25 protein-coding genes and 1 pseudogene are annotated in these 19,985 nt (G+C 71.2%); 18 read left to right on the forward strand and 8 right to left on the reverse strand.

Annotated elements, in window-relative coordinates; translation table 11 throughout:
- The first annotated feature begins 39 nt into the window (after positions 1-39).
- The 3 genes from BM339_RS16230 (at position 40) to BM339_RS16240 (ending at position 2,027) form a co-directional block, all read left to right on the forward strand.
- A complete protein-coding gene (locus BM339_RS16230; protein WP_021597960.1) occupies positions 40-456 on the forward strand; it encodes a Fur family transcriptional regulator in 417 nt (138 codons plus the stop codon).
- 9 nt (positions 457-465) lie between these two features.
- Positions 466-1,449 (forward strand): CAF17-like 4Fe-4S cluster assembly/insertion protein YgfZ, encoded by a 984-nt coding sequence (ygfZ, locus tag BM339_RS16235; RefSeq protein ID WP_021597959.1) that lies wholly within the window; start codon positions 466-468, stop codon positions 1,447-1,449.
- 80 nt (positions 1,450-1,529) lie between these two features.
- Positions 1,530-2,027: a hypothetical protein gene (locus tag BM339_RS16240; RefSeq protein WP_075021381.1), complete on the forward strand. Its 498-nt coding sequence runs from the start codon at positions 1,530-1,532 to the stop codon at positions 2,025-2,027.
- A gap of 30 nt (positions 2,028-2,057) precedes the next feature.
- Here BM339_RS16240 and dtd read toward each other — a convergent pair whose 3' ends face one another.
- Positions 2,058-2,483: a D-aminoacyl-tRNA deacylase gene (gene dtd, locus BM339_RS16245; protein ID WP_075021621.1), complete on the reverse strand. Its 426-nt coding sequence runs from the start codon at positions 2,481-2,483 to the stop codon at positions 2,058-2,060.
- A 20-nt stretch (positions 2,484-2,503) separates the two neighbouring features.
- On the opposite strand from dtd, the gene BM339_RS16250 reads away from it, so the two are divergent.
- Together BM339_RS16250 and BM339_RS16255 are read left to right on the forward strand one after the other, a co-directional pair.
- Positions 2,504-3,331 carry a beta-keto acid cleavage family enzyme gene (locus tag BM339_RS16250; protein ID WP_075021382.1) on the forward strand — a complete coding sequence of 276 codons (828 nt, stop codon included), beginning with the start codon at positions 2,504-2,506 and terminating at the stop codon, positions 3,329-3,331.
- Between the two features lie 153 nt (positions 3,332-3,484).
- Complete coding sequence (locus BM339_RS16255) at positions 3,485-4,489, forward strand: asparaginase (protein WP_024935611.1); 1,005 nt, start codon at positions 3,485-3,487, stop codon at positions 4,487-4,489.
- Here BM339_RS16255 and BM339_RS16260 read toward each other — a convergent pair.
- From BM339_RS16260 to BM339_RS16275, 5 genes are all read right to left on the reverse strand, one after another.
- The gene (locus tag BM339_RS16260) at positions 4,458-4,847 is read right to left on the reverse strand and encodes a hypothetical protein (RefSeq protein ID WP_021597952.1); all 390 of its coding nucleotides are present in this window, start codon (positions 4,845-4,847) and stop codon (positions 4,458-4,460) included. The two genes, BM339_RS16255 and BM339_RS16260, sit on opposite strands and share 32 nt — an antisense overlap.
- A gap of 40 nt (positions 4,848-4,887) precedes the next feature.
- Positions 4,888-6,132, reverse strand: a complete 1,245-nt coding sequence (locus tag BM339_RS16265) for a CynX/NimT family MFS transporter (RefSeq protein WP_075021383.1) — start codon at positions 6,130-6,132, stop codon at positions 4,888-4,890.
- Positions 6,129-6,821, reverse strand: a complete 693-nt coding sequence (locus tag BM339_RS16270; RefSeq protein WP_024935608.1) for a FadR/GntR family transcriptional regulator — start codon at positions 6,819-6,821, stop codon at positions 6,129-6,131. The genes BM339_RS16265 and BM339_RS16270 overlap by 4 nt, the downstream gene beginning before the upstream one ends.
- A 150-nt stretch (positions 6,822-6,971) precedes the next feature.
- Complete coding sequence (locus BM339_RS49875; protein WP_021594576.1) at positions 6,972-7,127, reverse strand: hypothetical protein; 156 nt, start codon at positions 7,125-7,127, stop codon at positions 6,972-6,974.
- A gap of 71 nt (positions 7,128-7,198) precedes the next feature.
- Positions 7,199-8,938, reverse strand: coding sequence for a DUF2207 domain-containing protein (locus BM339_RS16275; protein WP_033332251.1), 1,740 nt, complete (start codon positions 8,936-8,938; stop codon positions 7,199-7,201).
- 243 nt (positions 8,939-9,181) lie between these two features.
- Here BM339_RS16275 and BM339_RS16280 point away from each other — a divergent pair, with 243 nt between their 5' ends.
- From BM339_RS16280 to BM339_RS52620, 8 genes and pseudogenes are all read left to right on the forward strand, one after another.
- The gene (locus BM339_RS16280) at positions 9,182-10,063 is read left to right on the forward strand and encodes a neutral zinc metallopeptidase (RefSeq protein WP_075021384.1); all 882 of its coding nucleotides are present in this window, start codon (positions 9,182-9,184) and stop codon (positions 10,061-10,063) included.
- A 70-nt stretch (positions 10,064-10,133) separates the two neighbouring features.
- The gene (locus tag BM339_RS16285) at positions 10,134-10,430 is read left to right on the forward strand and encodes a YiaA/YiaB family inner membrane protein (RefSeq protein ID WP_021594573.1); all 297 of its coding nucleotides are present in this window, start codon (positions 10,134-10,136) and stop codon (positions 10,428-10,430) included.
- Positions 10,431-10,577: 147 nt separating this feature from the next.
- Positions 10,578-11,051: a helix-turn-helix domain-containing protein gene (locus tag BM339_RS16290; protein WP_021594572.1), complete on the forward strand. Its 474-nt coding sequence runs from the start codon at positions 10,578-10,580 to the stop codon at positions 11,049-11,051.
- A complete protein-coding gene (locus tag BM339_RS16295) occupies positions 11,048-11,533 on the forward strand; it encodes a hypothetical protein (protein ID WP_021594571.1) in 486 nt (161 codons plus the stop codon). The genes BM339_RS16290 and BM339_RS16295 overlap by 4 nt, the downstream gene beginning before the upstream one ends.
- A 194-nt stretch (positions 11,534-11,727) precedes the next feature.
- The gene (locus BM339_RS16300; RefSeq protein ID WP_021594570.1) at positions 11,728-12,093 is read left to right on the forward strand and encodes a DUF2516 family protein; all 366 of its coding nucleotides are present in this window, start codon (positions 11,728-11,730) and stop codon (positions 12,091-12,093) included.
- A 25-nt stretch (positions 12,094-12,118) separates the two neighbouring features.
- On the forward strand, positions 12,119-12,415 hold the full coding sequence (locus BM339_RS16305; protein WP_143118449.1) for a type II toxin-antitoxin system prevent-host-death family antitoxin: 297 nt from the start codon (positions 12,119-12,121) through the stop codon (positions 12,413-12,415).
- Positions 12,408-12,650: a hypothetical protein gene (locus BM339_RS16310; RefSeq protein ID WP_075021386.1), complete on the forward strand. Its 243-nt coding sequence runs from the start codon at positions 12,408-12,410 to the stop codon at positions 12,648-12,650. Before BM339_RS16305 ends, BM339_RS16310 begins: the two co-directional genes overlap by 8 nt.
- Before the next feature lie 24 nt (positions 12,651-12,674).
- A pseudogene (locus BM339_RS52620) lies at positions 12,675-12,767 on the forward strand (hypothetical protein); the annotation flags it as partial.
- A gap of 81 nt (positions 12,768-12,848) precedes the next feature.
- On the opposite strand, the gene BM339_RS16320 reads toward BM339_RS52620, so the two are convergent.
- Positions 12,849-13,490: a TetR family transcriptional regulator gene (locus BM339_RS16320; protein ID WP_075021387.1), complete on the reverse strand. Its 642-nt coding sequence runs from the start codon at positions 13,488-13,490 to the stop codon at positions 12,849-12,851.
- A 71-nt stretch (positions 13,491-13,561) separates the two neighbouring features.
- On the opposite strand from BM339_RS16320, the gene BM339_RS16325 reads away from it, so the two are divergent.
- The 5 genes from BM339_RS16325 (at position 13,562) to BM339_RS16345 (ending at position 19,343) form a co-directional block, all read left to right on the forward strand.
- Positions 13,562-15,877: an MMPL family transporter gene (locus tag BM339_RS16325; protein WP_083597666.1), complete on the forward strand. Its 2,316-nt coding sequence runs from the start codon at positions 13,562-13,564 to the stop codon at positions 15,875-15,877.
- A gap of 276 nt (positions 15,878-16,153) precedes the next feature.
- Positions 16,154-17,140: a glycoside hydrolase family 11 protein gene (locus tag BM339_RS16330; protein WP_033332249.1), complete on the forward strand. Its 987-nt coding sequence runs from the start codon at positions 16,154-16,156 to the stop codon at positions 17,138-17,140.
- A 127-nt stretch (positions 17,141-17,267) separates the two neighbouring features.
- Positions 17,268-18,374: a hypothetical protein gene (locus BM339_RS16335; protein ID WP_143118450.1), complete on the forward strand. Its 1,107-nt coding sequence runs from the start codon at positions 17,268-17,270 to the stop codon at positions 18,372-18,374.
- A gap of 17 nt (positions 18,375-18,391) precedes the next feature.
- Positions 18,392-18,727 (forward strand): hypothetical protein, encoded by a 336-nt coding sequence (locus tag BM339_RS16340; RefSeq protein ID WP_021594561.1) that lies wholly within the window; start codon positions 18,392-18,394, stop codon positions 18,725-18,727.
- 19 nt (positions 18,728-18,746) lie between these two features.
- Positions 18,747-19,343, forward strand: coding sequence for a YdcF family protein (locus tag BM339_RS16345; protein ID WP_075021390.1), 597 nt, complete (start codon positions 18,747-18,749; stop codon positions 19,341-19,343).
- Positions 19,344-19,376: 33 nt separating this feature from the next.
- Here BM339_RS16345 and BM339_RS16350 read toward each other — a convergent pair whose 3' ends face one another.
- On the reverse strand, positions 19,377-19,985 hold the full coding sequence (locus tag BM339_RS16350; protein WP_075021391.1) for a PadR family transcriptional regulator: 609 nt from the start codon (positions 19,983-19,985) through the stop codon (positions 19,377-19,379).

The following is a 19,985-nucleotide window of genomic DNA, read 5'->3' on the forward strand; positions in this document are numbered from 1 at the left end:
CCGGGCCGGACCGGCGCCGCCGGGTTCTAGACTCGGTGCATGGTCGAGTCGTGGCAGGAGGAGCTGCGGGCGAAGGGGTACCGGGTGACGCCCCAGCGCCAGCTGGTCCTTGAGGCGGTCACCAACCTGGAGCACGGGACGCCCGAAGAGATCTGCACCGAGGTGCAGCGCACGGCCCGCGGCGTGAACATCTCCACCGTGTACCGGACGCTCGAACTCCTGGAGGAGCTCGGCCTCGTCAAGCACGCCCACCTCGGGCACGGTCCGCCGAACTACCACCTCGCCGCCGAGGCCGAGCACATCCACCTCGTGTGCCGCGGCTGCCACACCGTGGAGGACGTCGACCCGCGCGCCGCGTCCGGCCTGGCCGACGTCCTGCGGCGCGACTTCGGGTTCGAGACCGACGTGCACCACCTCACCGTCTACGGGCGGTGCAAGGAGTGCCGCGCCACATAGTCTGGACGCATGGGAAGCCCTCTGCTGCAGTCGCCCGGAGCCGTCGCCGCCGACGCGCCCGACCAGGAGGTCGCCGCGCACTACGGGGACCCGGCGCGCGAGCAACGCGCCCTCGAAGAGGGGGCGGCGTTCGCCGACCGGAGCAACCGGGGCGTCGTCCGCGTGTCCGGGCCGGACCGGCTGAGCTGGCTGCACAGCCTCCTGAGCCAGCACCTGGACGGTCTGAAGCCGTTCGAGCCGACCGAGGCGCTGCTGCTCAGCCCGAACGGGCACATCGAGCACCACCTCTTCCTCGTCGACGACGGCGAGGCCGTCTGGGCGCACGTCGAGCCCGGGACGGCGCCCTCCCTGGTGGAGTTCCTCGACCGGATGCGGTTCATGCTGCGCGTCGAGGTCGCCGACGTGTCGGACGAGTACATGGTGATCACCGGGCCGCCGTCGTCCGATGCCGGCCCTTCCTGGCCGGACGTGGCGGGGACCGCGACGCGGATCGTCCCGCGCGGCTCCTTCCCCGACGGCCTGCGGCCGGCGGGGATCTGGGCGTACGAGGCGCTGCGCATCGCCGAGCACCGTCCCCGGTTCGGGCTCGACACCGACCACCGGACGATCCCGCACGAGGCGGGGTACGTGGAGACCGCCGTCCACCTGAACAAGGGCTGCTACCGGGGGCAGGAGACCGTCGCCCGCGTCCACAACCTGGGGCGTCCCCCGCGCCGCCTGGTGTTCCTGCACCTGGACGGCAGCGTCGACCGGCTCCCCGCGCACGGCGACCCGGTCGAGATCCCGGGCGGGCGCACGGTGGGCACCGTCGGCTCGGCCGCCCGCCACCACGAGCTCGGCCCGATCGCGCTCGCGCTGGTCAAGCGCAACGTCCCGGTGGACGCCGAGCTGCTCGCCGGCGGCGTCGCGGCGGCCCAGGAGGTCGTCGTCTCCCCGGAGACCGGCGCGAACGCGCAGATCGCCCTCCGCCGCCGCGCGGCGAAACACGGGTAGCAGGCGGCCCCCCGGACGAATATCGTCTGACATAGACGATTTCTGACCGGCCGGCGCCCAGGGAAGGTGGATTCCTACCGATGGTCCCGAACCTGGGGAAAGAGGAGCCGCCGGCGGCCAGGAGAGGGACCCGGCGCCGTCCGGGCCGGGAGTCCGCGCTGGTCTGGTGGGCCCTGTTCGCGGCCGTCTTCGGAGCGGCGTACTGGTTCCAGTCGTGGCGCGTCGCGCTGCTCGGGCTGCTCGGCTGGTGCCTGTACGAGTTCATGCTGGTCCCGACGATGTGCCGGATCCTCACCCAGCAGGGCGCCGCCTGCACGGAGCGGACGCGGGGACGGCTGTTCGCCTGCGCCCGCCCCGGCCACCAGCGGCTCCGCAACGACGCGCTGTGGCGCCTCGCGGGCCTCCGCAACCCCTTCCAGAAGCCCCTGCCGGCCGAGGAACCCGACCGCGACACCGGCGTCGTGGTCGTCTCCCCGAACCTGCGCGGACGCCTCGTCCCGCAGGACCGGGCCCTCATCCTGCTCGCCACCGCCGGCACGGTCGGGGCGCTCGTCGGCATGGTCTACGGGTTCCGGTAGCCCCTGCCCCGCTGCAGCCCGGCGGGTGGGTCAGACGTCCAGGACGAGGGTGATCGGGCCGTCGTTGACGAGCGCGACCTCCATGTCGGCGCCGAACTCGCCCGTCTCGACCTTCGCCCCCATGCTCCGCAGCTCGCGGACGACCGCGTCCACCAGGGGCTCGGCGACCGGGCCGGGCGCGGCGGCCGTCCAGGATGGGCGGCGGCCCTTCCGCGCGTCCCCGTAGAGGGTGAACTGGCTCACGACGAGGAGCGGCGCGTTCACGTCCGAGCACGACTTCTCGTCCCGCAGGATGCGCAGCCCCCACAGCTTCGCGGCCAGCCTGCGGGCCTTCTCCGGGCCGTCGTCGTGCGTCACGCCGACCAGGACGAGCAGTCCCGGCCCCTCGATCGCGCCGGTGACGCGCCCGTCCACGGACACGCCGGCCTGGCTCACCCTCTGGACTACCGCACGCATGACCATGCATTCTGCCGCCTATGGGAGCAACGACGCTCATCACGGTGGCGCCCACGGGCGCGGAGTCCGCCAAGGCGGACGTTCCGGCCCTGCCCGTCACCCTGGAGGAACTCGTCCAGACGGCCAAGGAGTGCGAGGCCGCCGGGGCGGCCGTGATCCACGTGCACATCCGCGACGACGACGCGCGGCCCACGCTCGACCCGTCCCGGCTGCGGGACACGGTGACGGCGCTGCGGGAGAGCACGGGGCTGATCGTCCAACTGTCCACCGGAGGCGCGGTCACCGACCCGTACGAGGACAGGCTGCGCGTGCTGGACGCGGAACCCGACATGTGCTCGCTCACCTGCGGGACGGTCAACTTCGGCGACGACGTGTTCATGAACCCGTGGCCGTTCATGGTGGAGCTGTACCGGCGCACGCAGGAGCTGGAGGTCGTCCCGGAGTTCGAGCTGTTCGACCTGGGGCAGGTGGCGGCGCTGCGGCGGCTGCTGGACAAGCACGGGCCTCCGTACGGCGGGCACGTCCACTGCGATCTGGTGATGGGCGTCCCGGGCGGCATGCCGGGCGACGCGCGGTCGCTGGTGGCGGCCGTCGAGGCGCTGCCGGACGGGGCGACGTGGTCGGCCACCGGCATCGGGCGGACGTCCCTGCCCGTCCTGTTCGCCGCGTTGTCGGCGGGCGGGCATCTGCGGGTCGGGATGGAGGACACGCTCACGCTGGCGAAGGGTCGTCCGGTGACGGCGAACGTCCAGCTGGTGGAGCGCGCCGCCCAGGCCGCCCACCTGGCGCAGCGCCCGCCGATGCCCGCCGCGGACGCCCGCGCCCTCCTCGGCGTCAAGCGGCACTGAACTTGGGGTTTTCCACAGGTCGTGATTTCCCTCCCGTGGGGTGGGTCGGGTACTTGACCATGGAGGTAGCAGGTCCGCCCCCGGGTGGGTGGGGCCTGCTTTTCGGGAGTTCGGTGTTCCGCTGGTCGGTGCCGGTGTGACGAGGTGGGCCTGATGACGATCAATCCCGTGCTGGTCGAGGTCGAGCGGTCCGGGTTCGTGGAGTCGCGGCACCGCGGGGCCGCGATCGGGATCGACGCCGGCGGGGCGGTCGCCGTGCGGGCCGGCGACCCGGCGGCGCCGGTGTTCCCGCGGTCGGCGAACAAGCCGCTGCAGGCGGTCGCGATGCTCCGGTCCGGGCTCGAACTCGACGACGAGCTGCTCGCGCTCGCCGCGGGCAGCCACTCCGGCGAGGACTTCCACATGGAGGGGGTCGAGAAGATCCTCTCCGCCGCCGGGCTCGTCGCCGCCGACCTGCGCTGCCCGGAGAGCTGGCCGCTCGACCCCGCCACCCAGCACGACATCGCCCGCACGGGCCGCGGCCCGTCCCGCCCGCGGATGAACTGCTCGGGCAAGCACGCCGCGATGCTCGCCACGTGCGTCACCGCCGGCTGGCCGACCGGCACCTACCTCGACCCCGGCCATCCGCTCCAGCGCGCCGTCCGCGACGTGGTCGAGGAGATGGCCGGCGAGGACGTCACGGCGGTCGGCGTCGACGGCTGCGGCGCGCCCCTGTTCGCCGTGTCGATCGCCGGGGTCGCGCGGGCGTTCCGCGCGCTCGTCCTCGCCGGGCCCGGCACGCCCGAGCGCCGCGTCGCGGACGCGATGCGGACCCATCCGCAGTGGACGTCCGGCACCCGGCGCGAGGAGCTGCGGCTCATGGAAGCCGTGCCGGGCCTGCTCGTCAAGTGCGGCGCCGAGGGGGTGGACGCGTTCGCGTTCGGCGACGGCCGCGCCGGCGCCGTCAAGATCGACGACGGGGCGATGCGGGCGCGGACGCCCGTCACCGTGGCGCTGCTGCGGGCGCTCGGCGTCCACGACGGCGCCGACAAGGCCGCCCTGGACGAGCTGGCGGTCGTCGAGGTCCGCGGCGGCGACGGCGTCGTCGGCGCCATCCGCCCCTCCCCAGGAGCCTTCGACCAGCCGTCTAGTGGGTGTCGGGGTTCGTGGACTTCTTGAGCTCCTCGAACTCCTGCTTGAAGACCGTCTGCTCGTACAGGATCCCGTCCGGCCACGGCTTCTTCGGTTCCCGGCCCGGCTGCGGGTTGTCGCGCCGGAACTCCTCCGGCTGCGTCTCCTTGCTGGGCGGGTAGCTGTGGGAGAACATCCCGGGCGTGTAGGTGTACACCCCGCCCTGCTCCATGCCGCGGTGGTTGTCCTGGTCGTTCCTGCGGTCGGGATGGATCTTCCTGGACGAGGCCGCCCTCAGCATGTACAGCCGGGCGATCGTCAGCACGGCGGCCACCACAACGATGATCCACACCCACCGGAGCGCGACGGTGGGGGATGTGTCGGCCAATACCTCCTGGGCGAGCATTGCGGTCCACCTCCGATGGCGCGAACGACCCCTGGCGGGGTCAGCTTGGGATGTGTCCGCTAATGCCGGAATTAATCTCCTCCTGGGCCGTGCCGGCGGGTGCGCCGACCGTGCGGAGCCGGCCCGCCGCCGCGCCGGGCGCGGCCATGACGGCGCACACGGCGAGCACGGCGACCATCGGAACGGTCCATCCACCGGTGGCGTCGTGCAGTGCCCCGACGGCGAGGGGGCCGAGCGCCGCGATCACGTAGCCGACGCCCTGCGCCATCCCGGACAGCTGCGTCGCGACCTGGGCGTCGTGCGCGCGGAGCCCGATGAACGACAGCGCGGTCGCGAACCCGAAGCCCCCGCCGATGCCGAGGACCACCGTCCAGCCCCACACCGTCGCGATCGGTGCCCAGGCGATGCCGGCGAACCCGATCGCCGACAGCACCGCCGTGGCGATCACCAGCGGGCGCTGGTCGCGGGTCCGGCGGGCGATCGCCGGGACGGCCAGCGACCCGGCCGCCTGCATCGCCGCCGACAGCGCGAGGACGTACCCGGCGGCCGCCTCGCCCATCCCGCGGTCCTGGCAGATCGTGGGCACCCACGCGAGCAGGACGTAAGCCAGCAGCGACTGCAGGCCCATGAACACGGTGACGTTCCAGGCCAGCCCGGACCGCCACACCAGCGCCGCGACCCCCTGCCGGTGGACCGCGGGCGGTGCCGACCGGGCCGCGTGCGCCGCCCGCCGCGCCCGCGGCGTCCACAGCAGCCCGGCGAGGGCCGCCGGGATCGCGAGCAGGCCGAGCGGCAGCTTCCAGGTGGCGTCGAAGAGGTCCTCCACGGGGACGGCGAGGCCGGACGCCAGGCAGGCGCCGGCGGTGAGCGCGACCGTGTAGACCGACGTCACCGTCGTGATCCGGTCCGGGTGGTCCCGCTTGATGATCCCCGGCATCGCGATGTTGCCGACGCTGATCGCGATGCCGGCGGCGAGGGACCCGGCGAACAGCGCGAACGCGCCGTCCAGCAGCCGCACCACCAGCGCGGTGACGAGCAGCGCCATCGCGGTGACCAGCAGCGTCTCGCCGCGGGGCGCACGCCGCAGGAACGCCGCGGCGAGGCCGTAGGAGCCGAAGAACGCCAGCGGGAGGGTGGTCAGCGCGCCCGCCGCCGTCCCGGACAGGTGGAACGCGTCGCTGATCTCGGTGAGCAGCGGGCCGACCGCCGCGACCGCCGGGCGCAGGTTGACCGCCACCAGGACGATCATGAGGAGGGAACCGGCGAGGGCGCGCCGTCCCGTCACCGTCCGGCCTCCTCGCCGAGCAGGGCCGCGAGGACCGCCAGGGTCGGCTCGACGACGGCCGCCGCGGCCGCCGCGGCGGCCCCCGGGTCGCCCGCGGCGATCGCGTCCAGCACCGCGCGGTGCCGGGCGGGCCCGGCCTCCGGCACCTCGCGGTCCAGCCTGATCATGCGCATCGACTCGTGCAGCCGGTCGATGAAGAACCGCATCGCCTCGATCAGCACCGGGTTCCGGGTCGCCTCCGCCACGCCGAGGTGGAAGCGCGCGTCGGCGGCGCCGAACGCGTCCGGCTCGGTGGCCTCGTCGCGGGCGCGGAGCAGGTCCTCCAGCCGCGCGAGGTCGGCGTCCGTGCGGCGGCGCGCCGCGAGACGGGCCGCCTGGACGTCGTAGGCGAGCTGCACCTCGAAGACGTCCCGGGCGGAGGCGCGCGAGACCCGGCGCAGGAGCGGGCGGGGGTCGGCGCTGCTGCGCACGTACGTCCCGTCGCCGCGGCGCACCTCCAGCACGCCGACGTGCGACAGCGCCCGGATCGCCTCCCGGACGGCCGGGCGGCTCACGCCGAGCTGCGCGGCGAGGTCCGTCTCCGCCGGGATGCGCGCGCCGACCGCCCACGCGCCGCCGCTGACCTGCGCCTGGAGCTGGTCGAGGACGGCGTCCACCGTCGACCCGCCCGCTACCGGCCTCAAACCCACACGAGCCTCCCTGTAAGACGTCAGACATCTTACGGGAAGGGATGGAACGGTCCGATATGACCCGTGATGGCCGCCGGGAGGGGTCTCGGCGGCCACCACGGGCGTCGACGGCACCGGAGGGCGTCGCGTCCCCGCGCGGGACGCGCCGGATCAGCGGGGCCGGCGCCGGCGCGCTTTCCGGGACGTCATCAGCACCACCAGGATCCACGCGATGAGCGTCACGAAGATGACGGCCGGGCCGATGGCCAGGAACAAGGCGTCCCCGAGCCTGGCGGGGTCGTCGGCGAGCACGGCGGCGGCTGGCATCGGCGCACACCTCCTCGCCTCCGCCGATACCCGGCGTCAGGCGGTTAACCGTCCGGTGGCCGCCCGCCGCCTCAGAGCCCGCGCGACTGCGAGATCGATCCCGACGTGGCCAGCAGGAACGTGCGCATCGACTCGGCGAACTTCGACAGGTCCCATTCGGCCGGGCCCTCGTACCAGTACAGGTTGTCGGCGCCCTCGGCCCGCTCCCCCGCGTCCTTCACCGTCTCCGTCCACTTCGGGACGGCGTCGAAGACGACCGCGTACGGCAGGAGGCGGGAGAACAGCGCGATCCGCTGCCGCGACGCCGTCCCTTCGCCCTCGGGGATGACACCGCGCTCCAGGAACGCGCGGAAGCCGATCGTGTGCGCGAGCACCGTCGCGCCGCGCGCGGTCTTCGCCGGCATGTACTGGCCGCCGTACGCCAGCGCCGCGCCCGCGATGATCAGCGCGAGCCCGGCCAGCGCCCACTCGGTGGTGAACGCGAGCGCGACCGTCCCGGCGATGCCGAGCAGCGTCACCAGGATGCCGGTGACCGTCCATCGGGACCGGACGGTGTCGGGGCGCCGCGCGAACCAGCCCTGCTTCACCACGTCGTCGTACATCGCCGACCTGACCTGCGCGAGCTTGGTCGCGAACGTCCCGCCGAGCTCCGACAGCTTCACGGCGTCGCGGCCGGAGCCGTCCGGCGCGGTCAGCAGGGCGTCCAGCAGGATCCGCTCGTAGGGCAGCAGGTCGGCCTGCGGGCGGTCGAGGCGGCGCAGCGTCCAGTCGAGGCGGCCGGTCCGGGCCCGGTCCTCCTCCTCGATCAGCAGGTAGCCGCGGACGGCGAGGTCGACGATCGTCGCGGTCACGTCGATCACGTCCGCCTGCTCGTCGATCAGCGTGCCGATCTGGCCGGGGCGCACCCCGTCCGGCGGCTCGAACTCGGCCCCGGCGAGCGGCGCGTGGTCGCCCTCGGCCGCCTTCTTCCCGACGACCCGCGCGTCCCGCCCGCGCAGCAGGTAGAGGACGGCGACCCCGCCGACGAGCAGCACGAGCAGGCCCGCCAGCGCGGCGCCGGTCACCGCGTTGACCGAGAACGCGGTCGCGACCGTGTGCCGACGCTCGTAGAGGGCCTTCCCGCCCGTCGTGCCCGCGGGCAGCCCCGCGACCACGGTCAGGTACTCGCCCGGCAGCATCCCCTGCTGCGCGTAGACGCCCTGCGTCTTGGTGTGGTTCGTGTAGTACTGCGTGCAGCCGATCGTGCTGCCGATCGGGCCGGTGAAGCAGTTGACGTTCCGGATCACCGCGCCGCCCTCGACGGTGACCTTCGCCTCGTCCAGCGGCACCTTCCAGCCGCCGATCACCGGCCAGCGCAGCTCCTCCGCCGCGCCCATCGGGGTGATCGCGCCGCGCAGGTCGTACTCCAGGACGACCGTGCGGTCGCCGGTCAGCTTCTGGCCGCCGCTCACCTTGACCGTCGTGGTGGTGTCCCCGCTGGTCGCGGTGACCTCGGCCGGGCCGCCGTCCGGGCTGCTGGCGCGCAGGTTGTCCAGCTTGTAGACGCGGTCCTCGGTCAGGCTCTCGTGCGTCCGGGTCGGGTACGTCCGCTGGAAGCCGTCGCGCCCGTCGAACCGGTAGACGATCGTCTCCTTCACCCTGGCGGTCCCGCCCTTGACGGCGGTGATGACGACCTCGTCCTTCAGCACCCGCTCGGACGCGCGGAACCCGGCCGCCGAGGCGGGCGAGGCGGTCGCGAGAGGCAGGGAGAGCGCCGCCGACACCGTCAGAAGGACCGGACGCGACCGGAACAACCGCGCAAGAGCAGACATGGCCGCAAATGGTATCGGGAACGCGTGCGATGATTCTGCGCTATGGCAGGTCATTACCCCCCGCCGCCACCACCGCCGCGGCCACCGGCTCCGCCGTACGGCCGGCCTCCCCATGGCGGCCCCCCGTACGGCGGTCCTCCGGGTGGGCCTCCCGGGCCTCCCGGGCCTCCCGGGCCTCCGCACGGCCGGCCCGGCTACGGTCCTCCCCCTGCCTACGGACCGCAGCAGTACCGGTACGTCCCGATGCGTCCGCCGCCGCGCCGCAGTGCCGGCGGGACGATCGCGGGCATCTTCGGCGGGCTCACGTCCCTGGTCGTCATCGCGATCCTCGCGCTGTCGACGGTCGGCGCCGGGCAGGACGGGACGGGCGGCATCCGGCCGTCGACCTCGTCCGGCGGCGCGTCCACCCCGCGCGAGAAGGCGACGAACAGCAAGCTGTACAGGACGGGCGTGCTGACGCCGGTGAACTGCCGGCTGCCGCGGATCCTGCCGTCCGCCGAGTCGATGCGGCACTTCATGGACACCCTGAGCGACTGCCTGGACAGCGCCTGGACTCGGCAGTTCGCGAAGGCCGGCCTCCCGTTCGACAAGCCGAACCGCGTGTTCTGGCTGGAGCCGGGCCGCAGCCCGTGCGGCACGTACCCGGCCCCTGGCGCGTCCGCGTTCTACTGCCCGGCGAACAACACGATGTACGTCGGGCTCCAGAACGTCGTGGAGACGTCGGGCGGCGAGCCGCTGTCCCACTACGCCGTCTACGCGCGGGTGATCGCGCACGAGTACGGCCACCACGTCCAGGACCGGGCCGGGATCCTGCTCTACGGGGACCGGCAGATGGAGTCCGGCGACATCGCCACCCGGACGGAGGCGAGCCGCCGCATCGAGCTGCAGGCGCAGTGCTTCGCCGGCGCGTTCCTCGGCAGCGAGCGCGGCACGCTGCCGATGACGCGCGAGCAGTACGTCGCCATGGTCGTGGACGTCCGGGGGCGCGGCGACGAGGACCAGCCGCCGGAGAAGCGCGACCACGGCTCGGGCCGCCACTACGCGGGCTGGGTGATCACCGGCTACAACGGGCGCGACCTGACCGTCTGCAACACGTGGACCGCTCCGTCCTCCAAGGTGAGCTGAGTTCTTCGCGCAGGGGCGGCTGAGCACGCGTACTCATGACCGGGACGCGGGCGGCCCGCACACTCGTGCCATGACGACCTCGACCCCGCCGGCCCCCGCCGGCAGCACCGCGTTCTTCGTCCAGGCCGCGATCTCCTTCGCCGTCTCCAGCGTCGCCGTGGGCATCGGCGTCGCCTACCTGCCGATCAGCGGCTGGGTCCGCGCCTTCCTCGGGCTCGGCCTGCTGTACGTGATCACGTCCACGTTCACGCTGGCCAAGTGCGTGCGCGACCGGCAGGAGACGCAGGCCATCACCAGCCGCGTCGACCAGGCGCGCCTGGACAAGCTGCTCGCCGAGCACGACCCGTACGCCGCCCCGAACCTGTGATCCGCGTCCGCACCGGCGCCGCCGTCCCCCGTTCAGGGGCGGCGGCGCCGTCTCTGTTTCCCGGCTTCTCCGGCATGTGAGGCGTTTCACCGCGAAGTGCTAGCTAGACTGCTTGCAATTGCAAGCACCATGACGCAGGGTGGAGACATGGCAGGTTCGAAGGTCGGCTCGATCGGGGAGTACATCCGGGAGCAGCGCACGCGGGCGAAGATCTCGCTGCGGCAGCTCGCGGACGTCTCGGGCATCTCCAACCCGTACCTGAGCCAGATCGAGCGCGGCCTGCGCAAGCCGAGCGCCGAGATCCTGCAGCAGATCGCCAAGGGGCTGCGGATCTCCGCCGAGGCACTGTACGTGCAGGCCGGGATCCTTGAAGACCGCGAGTCCGACACCGACGTGCAGGCCGCGGTCCGGGCGGACGCCCTCCTCACGGAGCGGCAGAAGCAGGTCCTCCTGGACATCTACGCGTCGTTCCTCAAGGAGAACGAGGCCACCGGCGTCCTCGGCGCGGACAGCGCCGAGAGCACCGCGCCGGACCAGGACGCGCCGGAGCAGGACATGCCAGAGCAAGACATGCCACGGCAAACCAGAGCAGAGCAGAACGGAAAGGAAGAGGTCGGATGACGCTGGCCAGCAACTTCCGCGAGAACAAGGCCGTCTACACGGTGGCCGGCGCCGGCGACTTCGCGGTGGAGAAGATCCGCGAGGTCCCCGAGCAGGTGACCCGGTACCAGGGCCGCGCCCGCGAGACCGTCGGCAAGTACCAGGGCGAGGTCCGCGAGACCGTCGACCGCTACCGCTACCAGGTCCGCGAGACCGTGGACCGCTACCGCGGCGAGTTCTCCAAGTACCAGGACCGGGTGGACGCCAAGGACCTGCCGGGCGCGGCCGTCGCGTACGCCACGCACTTCGGCACCCGCGCCGTCGAGTTCATCGACGAGCTCGCCGAGCGCGGCAAGAAGGTCGTGCACCGCGAGGCCGTCGAGGTCGCCGAGATCGCCGAGGCCGACGCCAAGCCGGCCCCGAAGCCCCGAACCGCGCAGGCCCGCACCGCGCAGCCGCGCGCCAAGGCCGCGGGGCAGACCCGGACCACCACCAAGAAGTGACACCGCCGGAAGGTGACGGCGCGTGCGCGCGCCGGATGCGAGGGCCCGGCCGGGAACACCCGGCCGGGCTTCTTCGTCTTCACCAGCAGGCGGGCTGCCGACGCCCGCTGGACGGTGCGCATAGGGTTGGGCGGGAAGAGCCGTGTGCGCGACGAGGAGTCGCCGTCCGAGACGAGCAGGAGCGCTGATCGCCGATGTCGGGCTTCAACGTGCTGGACTACTTCTTCTGGCTGCTGCTGATCATCGCGTTCGCGATGGAGGCATGGGCGCTGATCGACTCGCTGACCGTGCCCACCGGCGCGTTCTCGGCGGCGAGCAAGCAGAGCAAGAAACTCTGGATGATCATCCTGATCGTCGCGACGGTGGTGGGCGCCGCGTACGCGGTCGCGCCCGCGGCGCTCGGAGCCAGCCCGATCGCCCTGCTGCTCGGCATCCTCCCGGTCGCCGCGTTCATCGGCGCGGCCATCTACCTGGCCGACGTCCGGCCGGCCGTCGGGCCGTACAAGAAGAAGAACGGCGGGCGCGGCGGCTCCCGATCGGGCCCCTACGGTCCCTGGTGACCCCCGCGAAGTGTACACTTCGGGCATGGAAAGTGTTCCTTTGAAGGATGCCCGTACACGGCTCGGCAAGATTCACACCGCAGCCGCCCACGGGCAGCCCGTAGAGATCACTCGTCATGGTTCCGCTCCGGTCGTCGTGGTCTCCAGGACCATGTACGACGCGATGTTCACCGACCACCTACGCTGGCAAGCCGAGCAGTACCGCAAGGCCCTTGAGGAGGGGACCATCCCCGAGGGCACGCTCGTCATCCACCGCGACGACCTCGACCGGTGGCGTGACGCCACCCCGGAGGAATGGGCGGCAGGCACGCTCGATGCCTGACCATCTGATGATCTCACCGCCGGTCCGCCGGGAGATGGCAGCCCTCCCGGAAGGCCTTCGCAAGCTGGTCTTCGACGTCATCCTCTTGCTGCTGGAGCAACCTCATCCGCCCGGCAGTCAAGCCCACGAGGGTGTCGCCGACATGTACTGGCTCGAACTTGATCAAGTGACGATCTACTACAACGCCTTCGGAACCGGCACGATCATCCTCCAGCAGGTCGTCGTCAACGACTGAGAGCGGTGAACCGGCACCCACGTCGCGTCCACCAAGCAGATCGGCCGCATCCGGGTCGCCAAGGTAGAGAACGAGGGCCGCGGCTTCCGGCGGCTGCGCATCGTGATCGCCGACTGAGCCGGCGCCGCCGGGCCGACTGTCACCGCCGGGCCGGGCACCGGCGGTCCGGGCGCCTCCGTCCCGCCGGTGCCCGGTGCTCTAGGGGGACGGGCGCGACAGCGCGTCCACCGAGACCAGCCCGTTCTCGACGAGGTCGACGGCGCGGTCGAGGGCGGTGCGCATCGAGACCGGGTCGTAGCCCTCGCGGCGGCAGTGCGCGACGACCGCCTGCATGCCGCCGACCGCGATGCCGGACGCGGCGACCGCGTCGATCTCCGAGATGCCGGGGCACAGCTCGCGCAGCAGCGCCTCGATCGCCTCCTGCGCGTCCAGCAGCCGCTGGAGCGCGCGGGCCCGCAGGCCGGGGCGCTCCAGGACCAGGGCGACCTGGACGGCCCCGTAGTCGCGGTGCTCGGCGACCACGGCCTCCAGGACGTCCACGATGCTGCGCCGGATCGTCTCCATCGGCGCCTCGCCGGAAGTCCGGCGCAGCCGCTCGGAGACCTCGGCGAGCCGGTCGTCGATCTCGGCGAAGACCACGTCCTCCTTGGACGGGAAGTAGCTGAAGAACGTCCGGGGGGACACGTCCGCGGCGGCGGCGATGTCGGCGATCGTCGTCTCCTCGTAGCCGCGCTCGGCGAACAGGCGCAGCGCGGCGGTCGCGAGGGCCTGCCGGGTGCGCTGCTTCTTGCGCTCCCGCAGGCCCGCCCGCTCGGCGGGCCGTCCCGGCGCGTCGTCCATGTGACGGACATTACCATGACTGCAAAGTTGCATCTATTGCAAAACTGCATGCATGGGTGTTCTCTGCCTGCATGGCGCGATTCCTGGGGGCACTGGGCCGCTTCTGCGTGCGGAGGCGGCGCACGGTCTTCGAGCTCTGGGCCGTGCTCATGCTCGGCGCCGGCGTCCTCGGGATCACGCACGGCGGCATGTTCGTCCAGCAGAGCACGCTGCCCGGCACCGAGACCCAGCGCGCGATCGACACCCTCGGCCAGGACTTCCCCGCCATGACCGGGCCGACCGCGACCATCGTGTTCCACGAGACGGCGCAGGCCGACCCCGCCGACTGGCGGGTCGCGCTCACGATCGGCCGGGCGATCGACAACGTCGGCAGGATGGACCGGGTCGCGTTCGTCGAGAACCCCTACGTGCGCGGCATGGGCGGCCTGAAGGACGACAACGCCGTCGTCGTCCGGTTGAACTTCACCGGCACCATGAGCGACGTCGGGCACGCCGACCTCGACGCGCTGAACCGGGCCGTCGAGCCCGCGCGGATGGCCGGCCTGGAGGTGAGGTTCGGCGGCATCGTCGCGATGATCCTCAACCAGCCGAAGGGCGGGCCGCAGGAGGGCGTCGGGATCTTGCTGGCCCTGGTCGTCCTGCTGCTGGCGTTCGGGTCGTTCCTCGCCGCGGGGATCCCGATCGTGGTGTCGCTGTGCGGCATGGTCGTCGCGTACTCGCTCATCCATGTCGCGGCGTCGATGTTCCAGATCGCGCCGACCGCGCCGATGGTCGCGGCGATGCTCGGGATCGGCGCCGGGATCGACTACGCGCTGTTCATCGTCACGCGCTACCGGCAGCAGCTCGCCGAGGGCGACGACACCGAGACCGCGGTCGGGCGCGCCATGGAGCACTCGGGCCACGCGGTGGTCTTCGCCGGCGGGACCGTCGTGTTCGCGATCTGCGGGCTCTTCCTCTCCGGAATCGCCTTCATCGGGCGGATCGGGATCGCCGCCGCGCTCACCGTGGCCATCATGGTGGTGGCCGCCCTGACGCTGCTCCCCGCCGTGCTCGGCTCGCTCGGGCCGCGCATCGACCGGTACGAACTGCCCAGGGTGCGGCCCGACCGCAGTTCCCGACGCTGGACGGCCTGGGGACGCCACGTCGACCGGCACGCCTGGCCTTACGCCATCGTCGCGACCCTCGTCTTGCTGGCGCTCTCCATCCCGACCCTCAGCCTGCGTTTCGGCGTGATGGCGGACAGCATGTCGTCCCCGCGGATGGAGGCGCGGCAGGCCTACGACATCGTCGCCGAGGAGTTCGGCGCCGGGCACTACAGCCCGTTCGTAGTGGTCGCGAAGGTGCCGGGCGAGGAGAAGCGCACCAAGCCGAAGCGCGTGGTGCCCACGGTCGACGGCCGTGCGGGGTTGAGCGGTCTGACCGGCCCCGCGGCGGCCCGTCCGTCCCCGTCGCCGTCGCCCGCCCGCCCCAAGGGCGCGCCGGACCCGAGCGAGAAGCCCGACAAGCGCGCGGTGCTCGTCGGCCAGGAACTCCGGCAGCGGATCTCCGAGGTGCCCGGCGTCGTCTTCGTGGACGAGCCCGTCGTCACCGGGACCACCGCGATCGTCCAGGTCGTCCCGCGGGACGCCCCGCACGCCGAGTCGACCACCGACCTCGTCCACCGGCTGCGGACCGTGGAGATCGGCGCCGTGCGGGCCGCCCATCCGGGCACGGAGATCTACCTGGGCGGCGAGAACCCCGCGATCATCGACGTCGCGTCGACGGTCGGGGACCGCATGCTCACCGTCGTGGTCGCCGTGGTGGCCGTCGCCCTGCTGCTCCTGGTCATCGCGTTCCGGTCGATCGTCGTCCCGCTCAAGGCCGCGCTGATGAACCTGCTGTCGATCGGCGCGTCGTTCGGCGTCGTCACCGCCGTCTTCCAGTGGGGCTGGGGCGTCCAGCTGCTGGGCGTCGACCAGGCCATCCCCATCATGTCGTTCATCCCGCTGTTCATGTTCGCCCTGATCTTCGGGCTGTCCATGGACTACGAGGTCTTCCTGCTGTCCCGGATCAAGGAGGAGTACGACAGGACGGGCGACCCGCACGAGTCCGTCGTGACCGGCATCGGGGTCACCGCCCGCCTCATCACGTCGGCCGCGCTCATCATGATCTTCGTGTTCGCCAGCTTCGTCCCGCAGCCGGACCCGACGATCAAGATGATGGCCCTGGGCCTGGCCGTGGCCGTCGCCATGGACGCCACGATCGTCCGCCTCGTCCTGGTGCCGGCGCTGATGAGCCTCCTGGGCCACGCCAACTGGTGGTGGCCGGGCCGCGGCCGCCCCACCCCGCCGCCTCCCCCGCCGCCGGAACCGGTCAACGAGCAACTGGAACTCGAACTGACCCGCTGATCACGATCGACTCCGAAACTTTCGAGAATGTTGGCGACGCACACCCTTGAAGATCGCGTGCGGCCGAAGACTTTCGAAATCGACTGATCGCCCACTTTACCAGCCAGGCGAAACAGACCTAAACGCGGCGCGCATTCTCGAAATCTTTCGAAAACTGTTGACTTCCCTTGAGGGCGAATCAACACTGACGGCAGCAACGGCTCCCCCGCCGACCCGGGTCACCCATCCGAGGACGACCGCCCACCCCTGCCGGCGTCCACGAGGAGGAACACGCCCATGAGAACCGCCCCGTCGATGAGGCGCAGACGCGCGAGACCGCTGATCGGCGCCATCGGCGCCATCATCCTGACCGCGGCCATGGCGCTGATGCCCGCCACCGCGCACGCGGCCATCACCAGCAACCAGACCGGCACCCACGACGGCTACTTCTACTCGTTCTGGACCGACAGTTCCGGGACGGTCTCCATGGAGCTCGGGTCCGGCGGCAACTACAGCACGTCCTGGAGGAACACCGGGAACTTCGTCGCCGGAAAGGGCTGGAGCACCGGCGGACGCAGAAGCGTGAACTATTCGGGCAGCTTCAACCCGTCCGGCAATGCCTATCTGACCCTCTACGGGTGGACGAGAAACCCGCTCATCGAGTACTACATCGTCGACAACTGGGGCACCTACCGGCCCACGGGAACGTACAAGGGCACCGTCACCAGCGACGGCGGCACCTACGACATCTACGAGACGACCAGGTACAACGCGCCTTCCATCGAGGGCACCAGGACTTTCCAGCAGTACTGGAGCGTCCGGCAGTCGAAGCGGACGGGCGGGACCATCTCCGCGGGCAACCATTTCGACGCCTGGGCCGGTCACGGAATGAACCTCGGCAGTCACGACTACCAGATCCTCGCGACCGAGGGCTACCAGAGCAGCGGCAATTCCAACATCACGATCGGCGGCTCCGGTGGAGGCGGCGGCGGTGGCGGCGGTGGAGGTGGAGGCGGCGGTGGCTGCACCGCGACCCTCTCCGCGGGCCAGAAATGGGACGACCGGTACAACCTCAATGTCTCGGTGTCCGGCTCCAGCAACTGGACGGTGACGATGAACGTCCCGTCCCCGGCCAAGATCAGCTCGACCTGGAACGTCAGCGCGAGCTACCCCAGCGCGCAGGTGCTGACCGCCAGGCCCAACGGCAACGGCGACAACTGGGGCGTCACCATCGCCCACAACGGGAACTGGACCTGGCCGACGGTCTCCTGCAGCGCAGGCTGACCCGGCGCGGAACCACTATCCGGCGCGGCGGCCACCGGCCGCCGCGCCCCCCGAAAGAAAACTCCCCGCGCCGAATCGAAGTTGATAATCTTGTCCTCGCTGCTTCGATTCCCCCGGGGAGTTGGCGATGGACAATGCGCGGCGGCTTGCGACGGCGGTGACCATCGCTCGACGATGCGTAGCGGCCGTAGGACGCGACGCGAGTCCGGACGAGAACACCGCGGACGGCACAGTTCTCGCCGATGCGATGGCATTTGCCGATATCACCGCCTCCCTCGTGGAGAAGACACGCGAGCGGCTCGACATACCAGACCTCGCGCCAACGCATCGCGTCGACATTCTGGCCGAGTGGGCCTGGCCGATTCACACCGCGATGCTCTCCGCCCGCCCGTTACCCGCCGCGCTCGCCGAGATACGCGACGAAGTCGAGGACGAACTCCAAGCCCAAGGCGGCCTCGTCGCCGATTCGCTCGACGCCCTGGACGGACAGGTCTACGCGCTGACCGCCCTACGCGTGGCGCTCGAATTCCAATCGCAGGGCAAGTTGGACGAAGCAAAGGAATGGCTCCGGCTCGGCCGCGAGTCAGGGCACCTCCCCGGCAAACCCGTCAATCGCACGAGGCGCCTCACCATCATCGGCGTCTCCCTGGCGCTACCGGTGGCCCTCGTGGTCTGGCTGATCGCCCGCTCCGGCGGCGACCCGGAACCCCCTTCCCTGCCGTACTCCATGTCCGACTACGCACCCGCCTGCGACGGCAAGGCCTTCCCGGCCGCTCCCGCGTACGCCGGCGCGGCACCGCACAACACGGTCGTCCTGACGGCTGCGGACGACGACCACCTGCCCACCTCGCAGAAATGGGCGTTGCTCGACACCGTCCAGTCCGGCATGGACGTCATGAAGTTCTCGCGAGCGTGGCGGCCCGACGAAGCCCGCACCGTCCAGGCCGTGGCGTGCGTCGATCTGGTCCGCCAATCCGATCTGGTCCAGGTATGCAATTACCGCCATTCACGAGACCTGATCCGGACCAGTCTGCCGACACAGATCTCCATGTTCCGCGGCTACTTCACCGTCACCGTCATCGAGGTCCGCACCGCCCGCCGCCTGCACCACGTCGAGGTCACGGGCGACAGAGCAGTCTGCCCGCAGACGGTCGCCCTCGACACCAGCTCCGTTCACACCGAACTGACGGCCGACCAGCTCAAATCCGCCATAGGCCACCTCATCGACGGCTGAACGCCCAGGAGCTGAACATGGCCGACGATCCACACATCCACGTCGACTCGAAGATGGCCCGCGGCGGGGCCGCCACCCGCAACCTCATGGCCTCCACTTTCGGCCTGGCCGGCGACCTCCCGTCCACGGTGACCACTGGATGCGGCCTGCAAGTCCCGTACGCGATGACCTCTCCCCACCCGAAAAGCGTTACCTGCCTCCCCTGCCGCGAATACGCGAGCAACGAGCACCGCCGCCTAGCGGACATGGTCGAAAACCTGGGCACCATGCCCGGCTCCCCCATCACCCCCGCTGACGCCGAGCAAGCAGCCGCCGCCCACCGCACCCTCGCCAAGAACTTCTCGGACATGTGAGGGCGTCTAGAGTCGCCGCATGCGACGACGGACAGGATTGGTGATCGCCGCGACCGCGACCCTGGCCTGGGGCGAGTGGTTGAACTGGCGCTGGTCTCGAACGCTCACGGGAAGCGCCGGAGGCGATTCCGAGGCCGTGGTCGTGCTGGGCTTCCGCAACCCCCAAGCGACGGCGAACTTCATCAACCGCTGGCGGGTCCGTGCCGGAATCCGCTCCGTCGCCGCTGACGCGCGCGGCACTCTCATGATCTTCAGTGGCGGTTCGACCGGCAGTGACATCGCGGAAGCCCGGTTGATGGCCGACTACGCGAAATCGGCCCTCGCGTTCGACGGCACAGTGCTGCTCGAAGACAAGAGCGCGACGACGTGGCAGAACGTCACGAACGTGATCCCGCTGCTTGAGGACGTCGACCGCATCAAGATCGCCTCCCAGCCGGCTCACGCCCTCAAGGCCCGCGCGTACCTGCGACGGCAGCGCCCCGATCTTGCCAAGAGGCTCGTGCGGGCGGACGACTACCGCCCCGGCGAGTGGACAGCCGTCAAACCACTGCTGGCCCTGTACGGCCTCTGGACACTCCGTGCCATAAAGCCCGACGAACGAAAGGCGCACCCGTAGCAAGCCGCTGTCGCAGCGGCACGCTGGTGAATGTCACTCGCCGCTGGTGGATCGGATGGTGTCGAGCCAATCTCTTGTCCAGGTCAGCTCTTTCTGGGTGATCTCGGCGATCAGGGATTCGACCCAGCGCAGCTCGGCCTTGGTCATGGCCATGAGGTACTCGTCTTCGATCAGGAAGAGGCGTGGGACGTCCTGCGCGTCGTTGTCCCGTCTGGCTTCCGTCTCGGCCAGGCGGCGGGTCAGGGCGGCCGCACGTTCTTCGAGGTGACGCGTCACCTCTTCGGGTGTCGTCGCGGCCATGCTGGCCAGGGCGGCGGGAAACTCGGGGAACTCGCGGGCCGGGGTGGACAGGGTCGTGGCGAGCCACTGCTGGAGGGCGTCCCGGCCCTTCTCGGTGATCTCGTAGATCGTCCGGTCCGGACGCCCCTGGCCGTGCGAGGTCTCGCGCACCTGGACCAGCTCACGCTGCCGCAGCCAGTTGATCGTCTGGTAGACGCTGTTGCTGCGCGCCACGTTGACGATCCTGTCCTTGCCGCGCTCCTTGATGAGCCGGCGCATCCGGTAGGCGTGCATCGGTTCTTCGCTCAGGGACGCCAGGAGGACGAGGGCCAGAGGCGACTGGTGGCGTGGGCGTTCGGCCAT

The sequence above is a fragment of the Actinomadura madurae genome (assembly GCF_900115095.1).
Taxonomy (GTDB): Bacteria; Actinomycetota; Actinomycetes; order Streptosporangiales; family Streptosporangiaceae; genus Spirillospora; species Spirillospora madurae.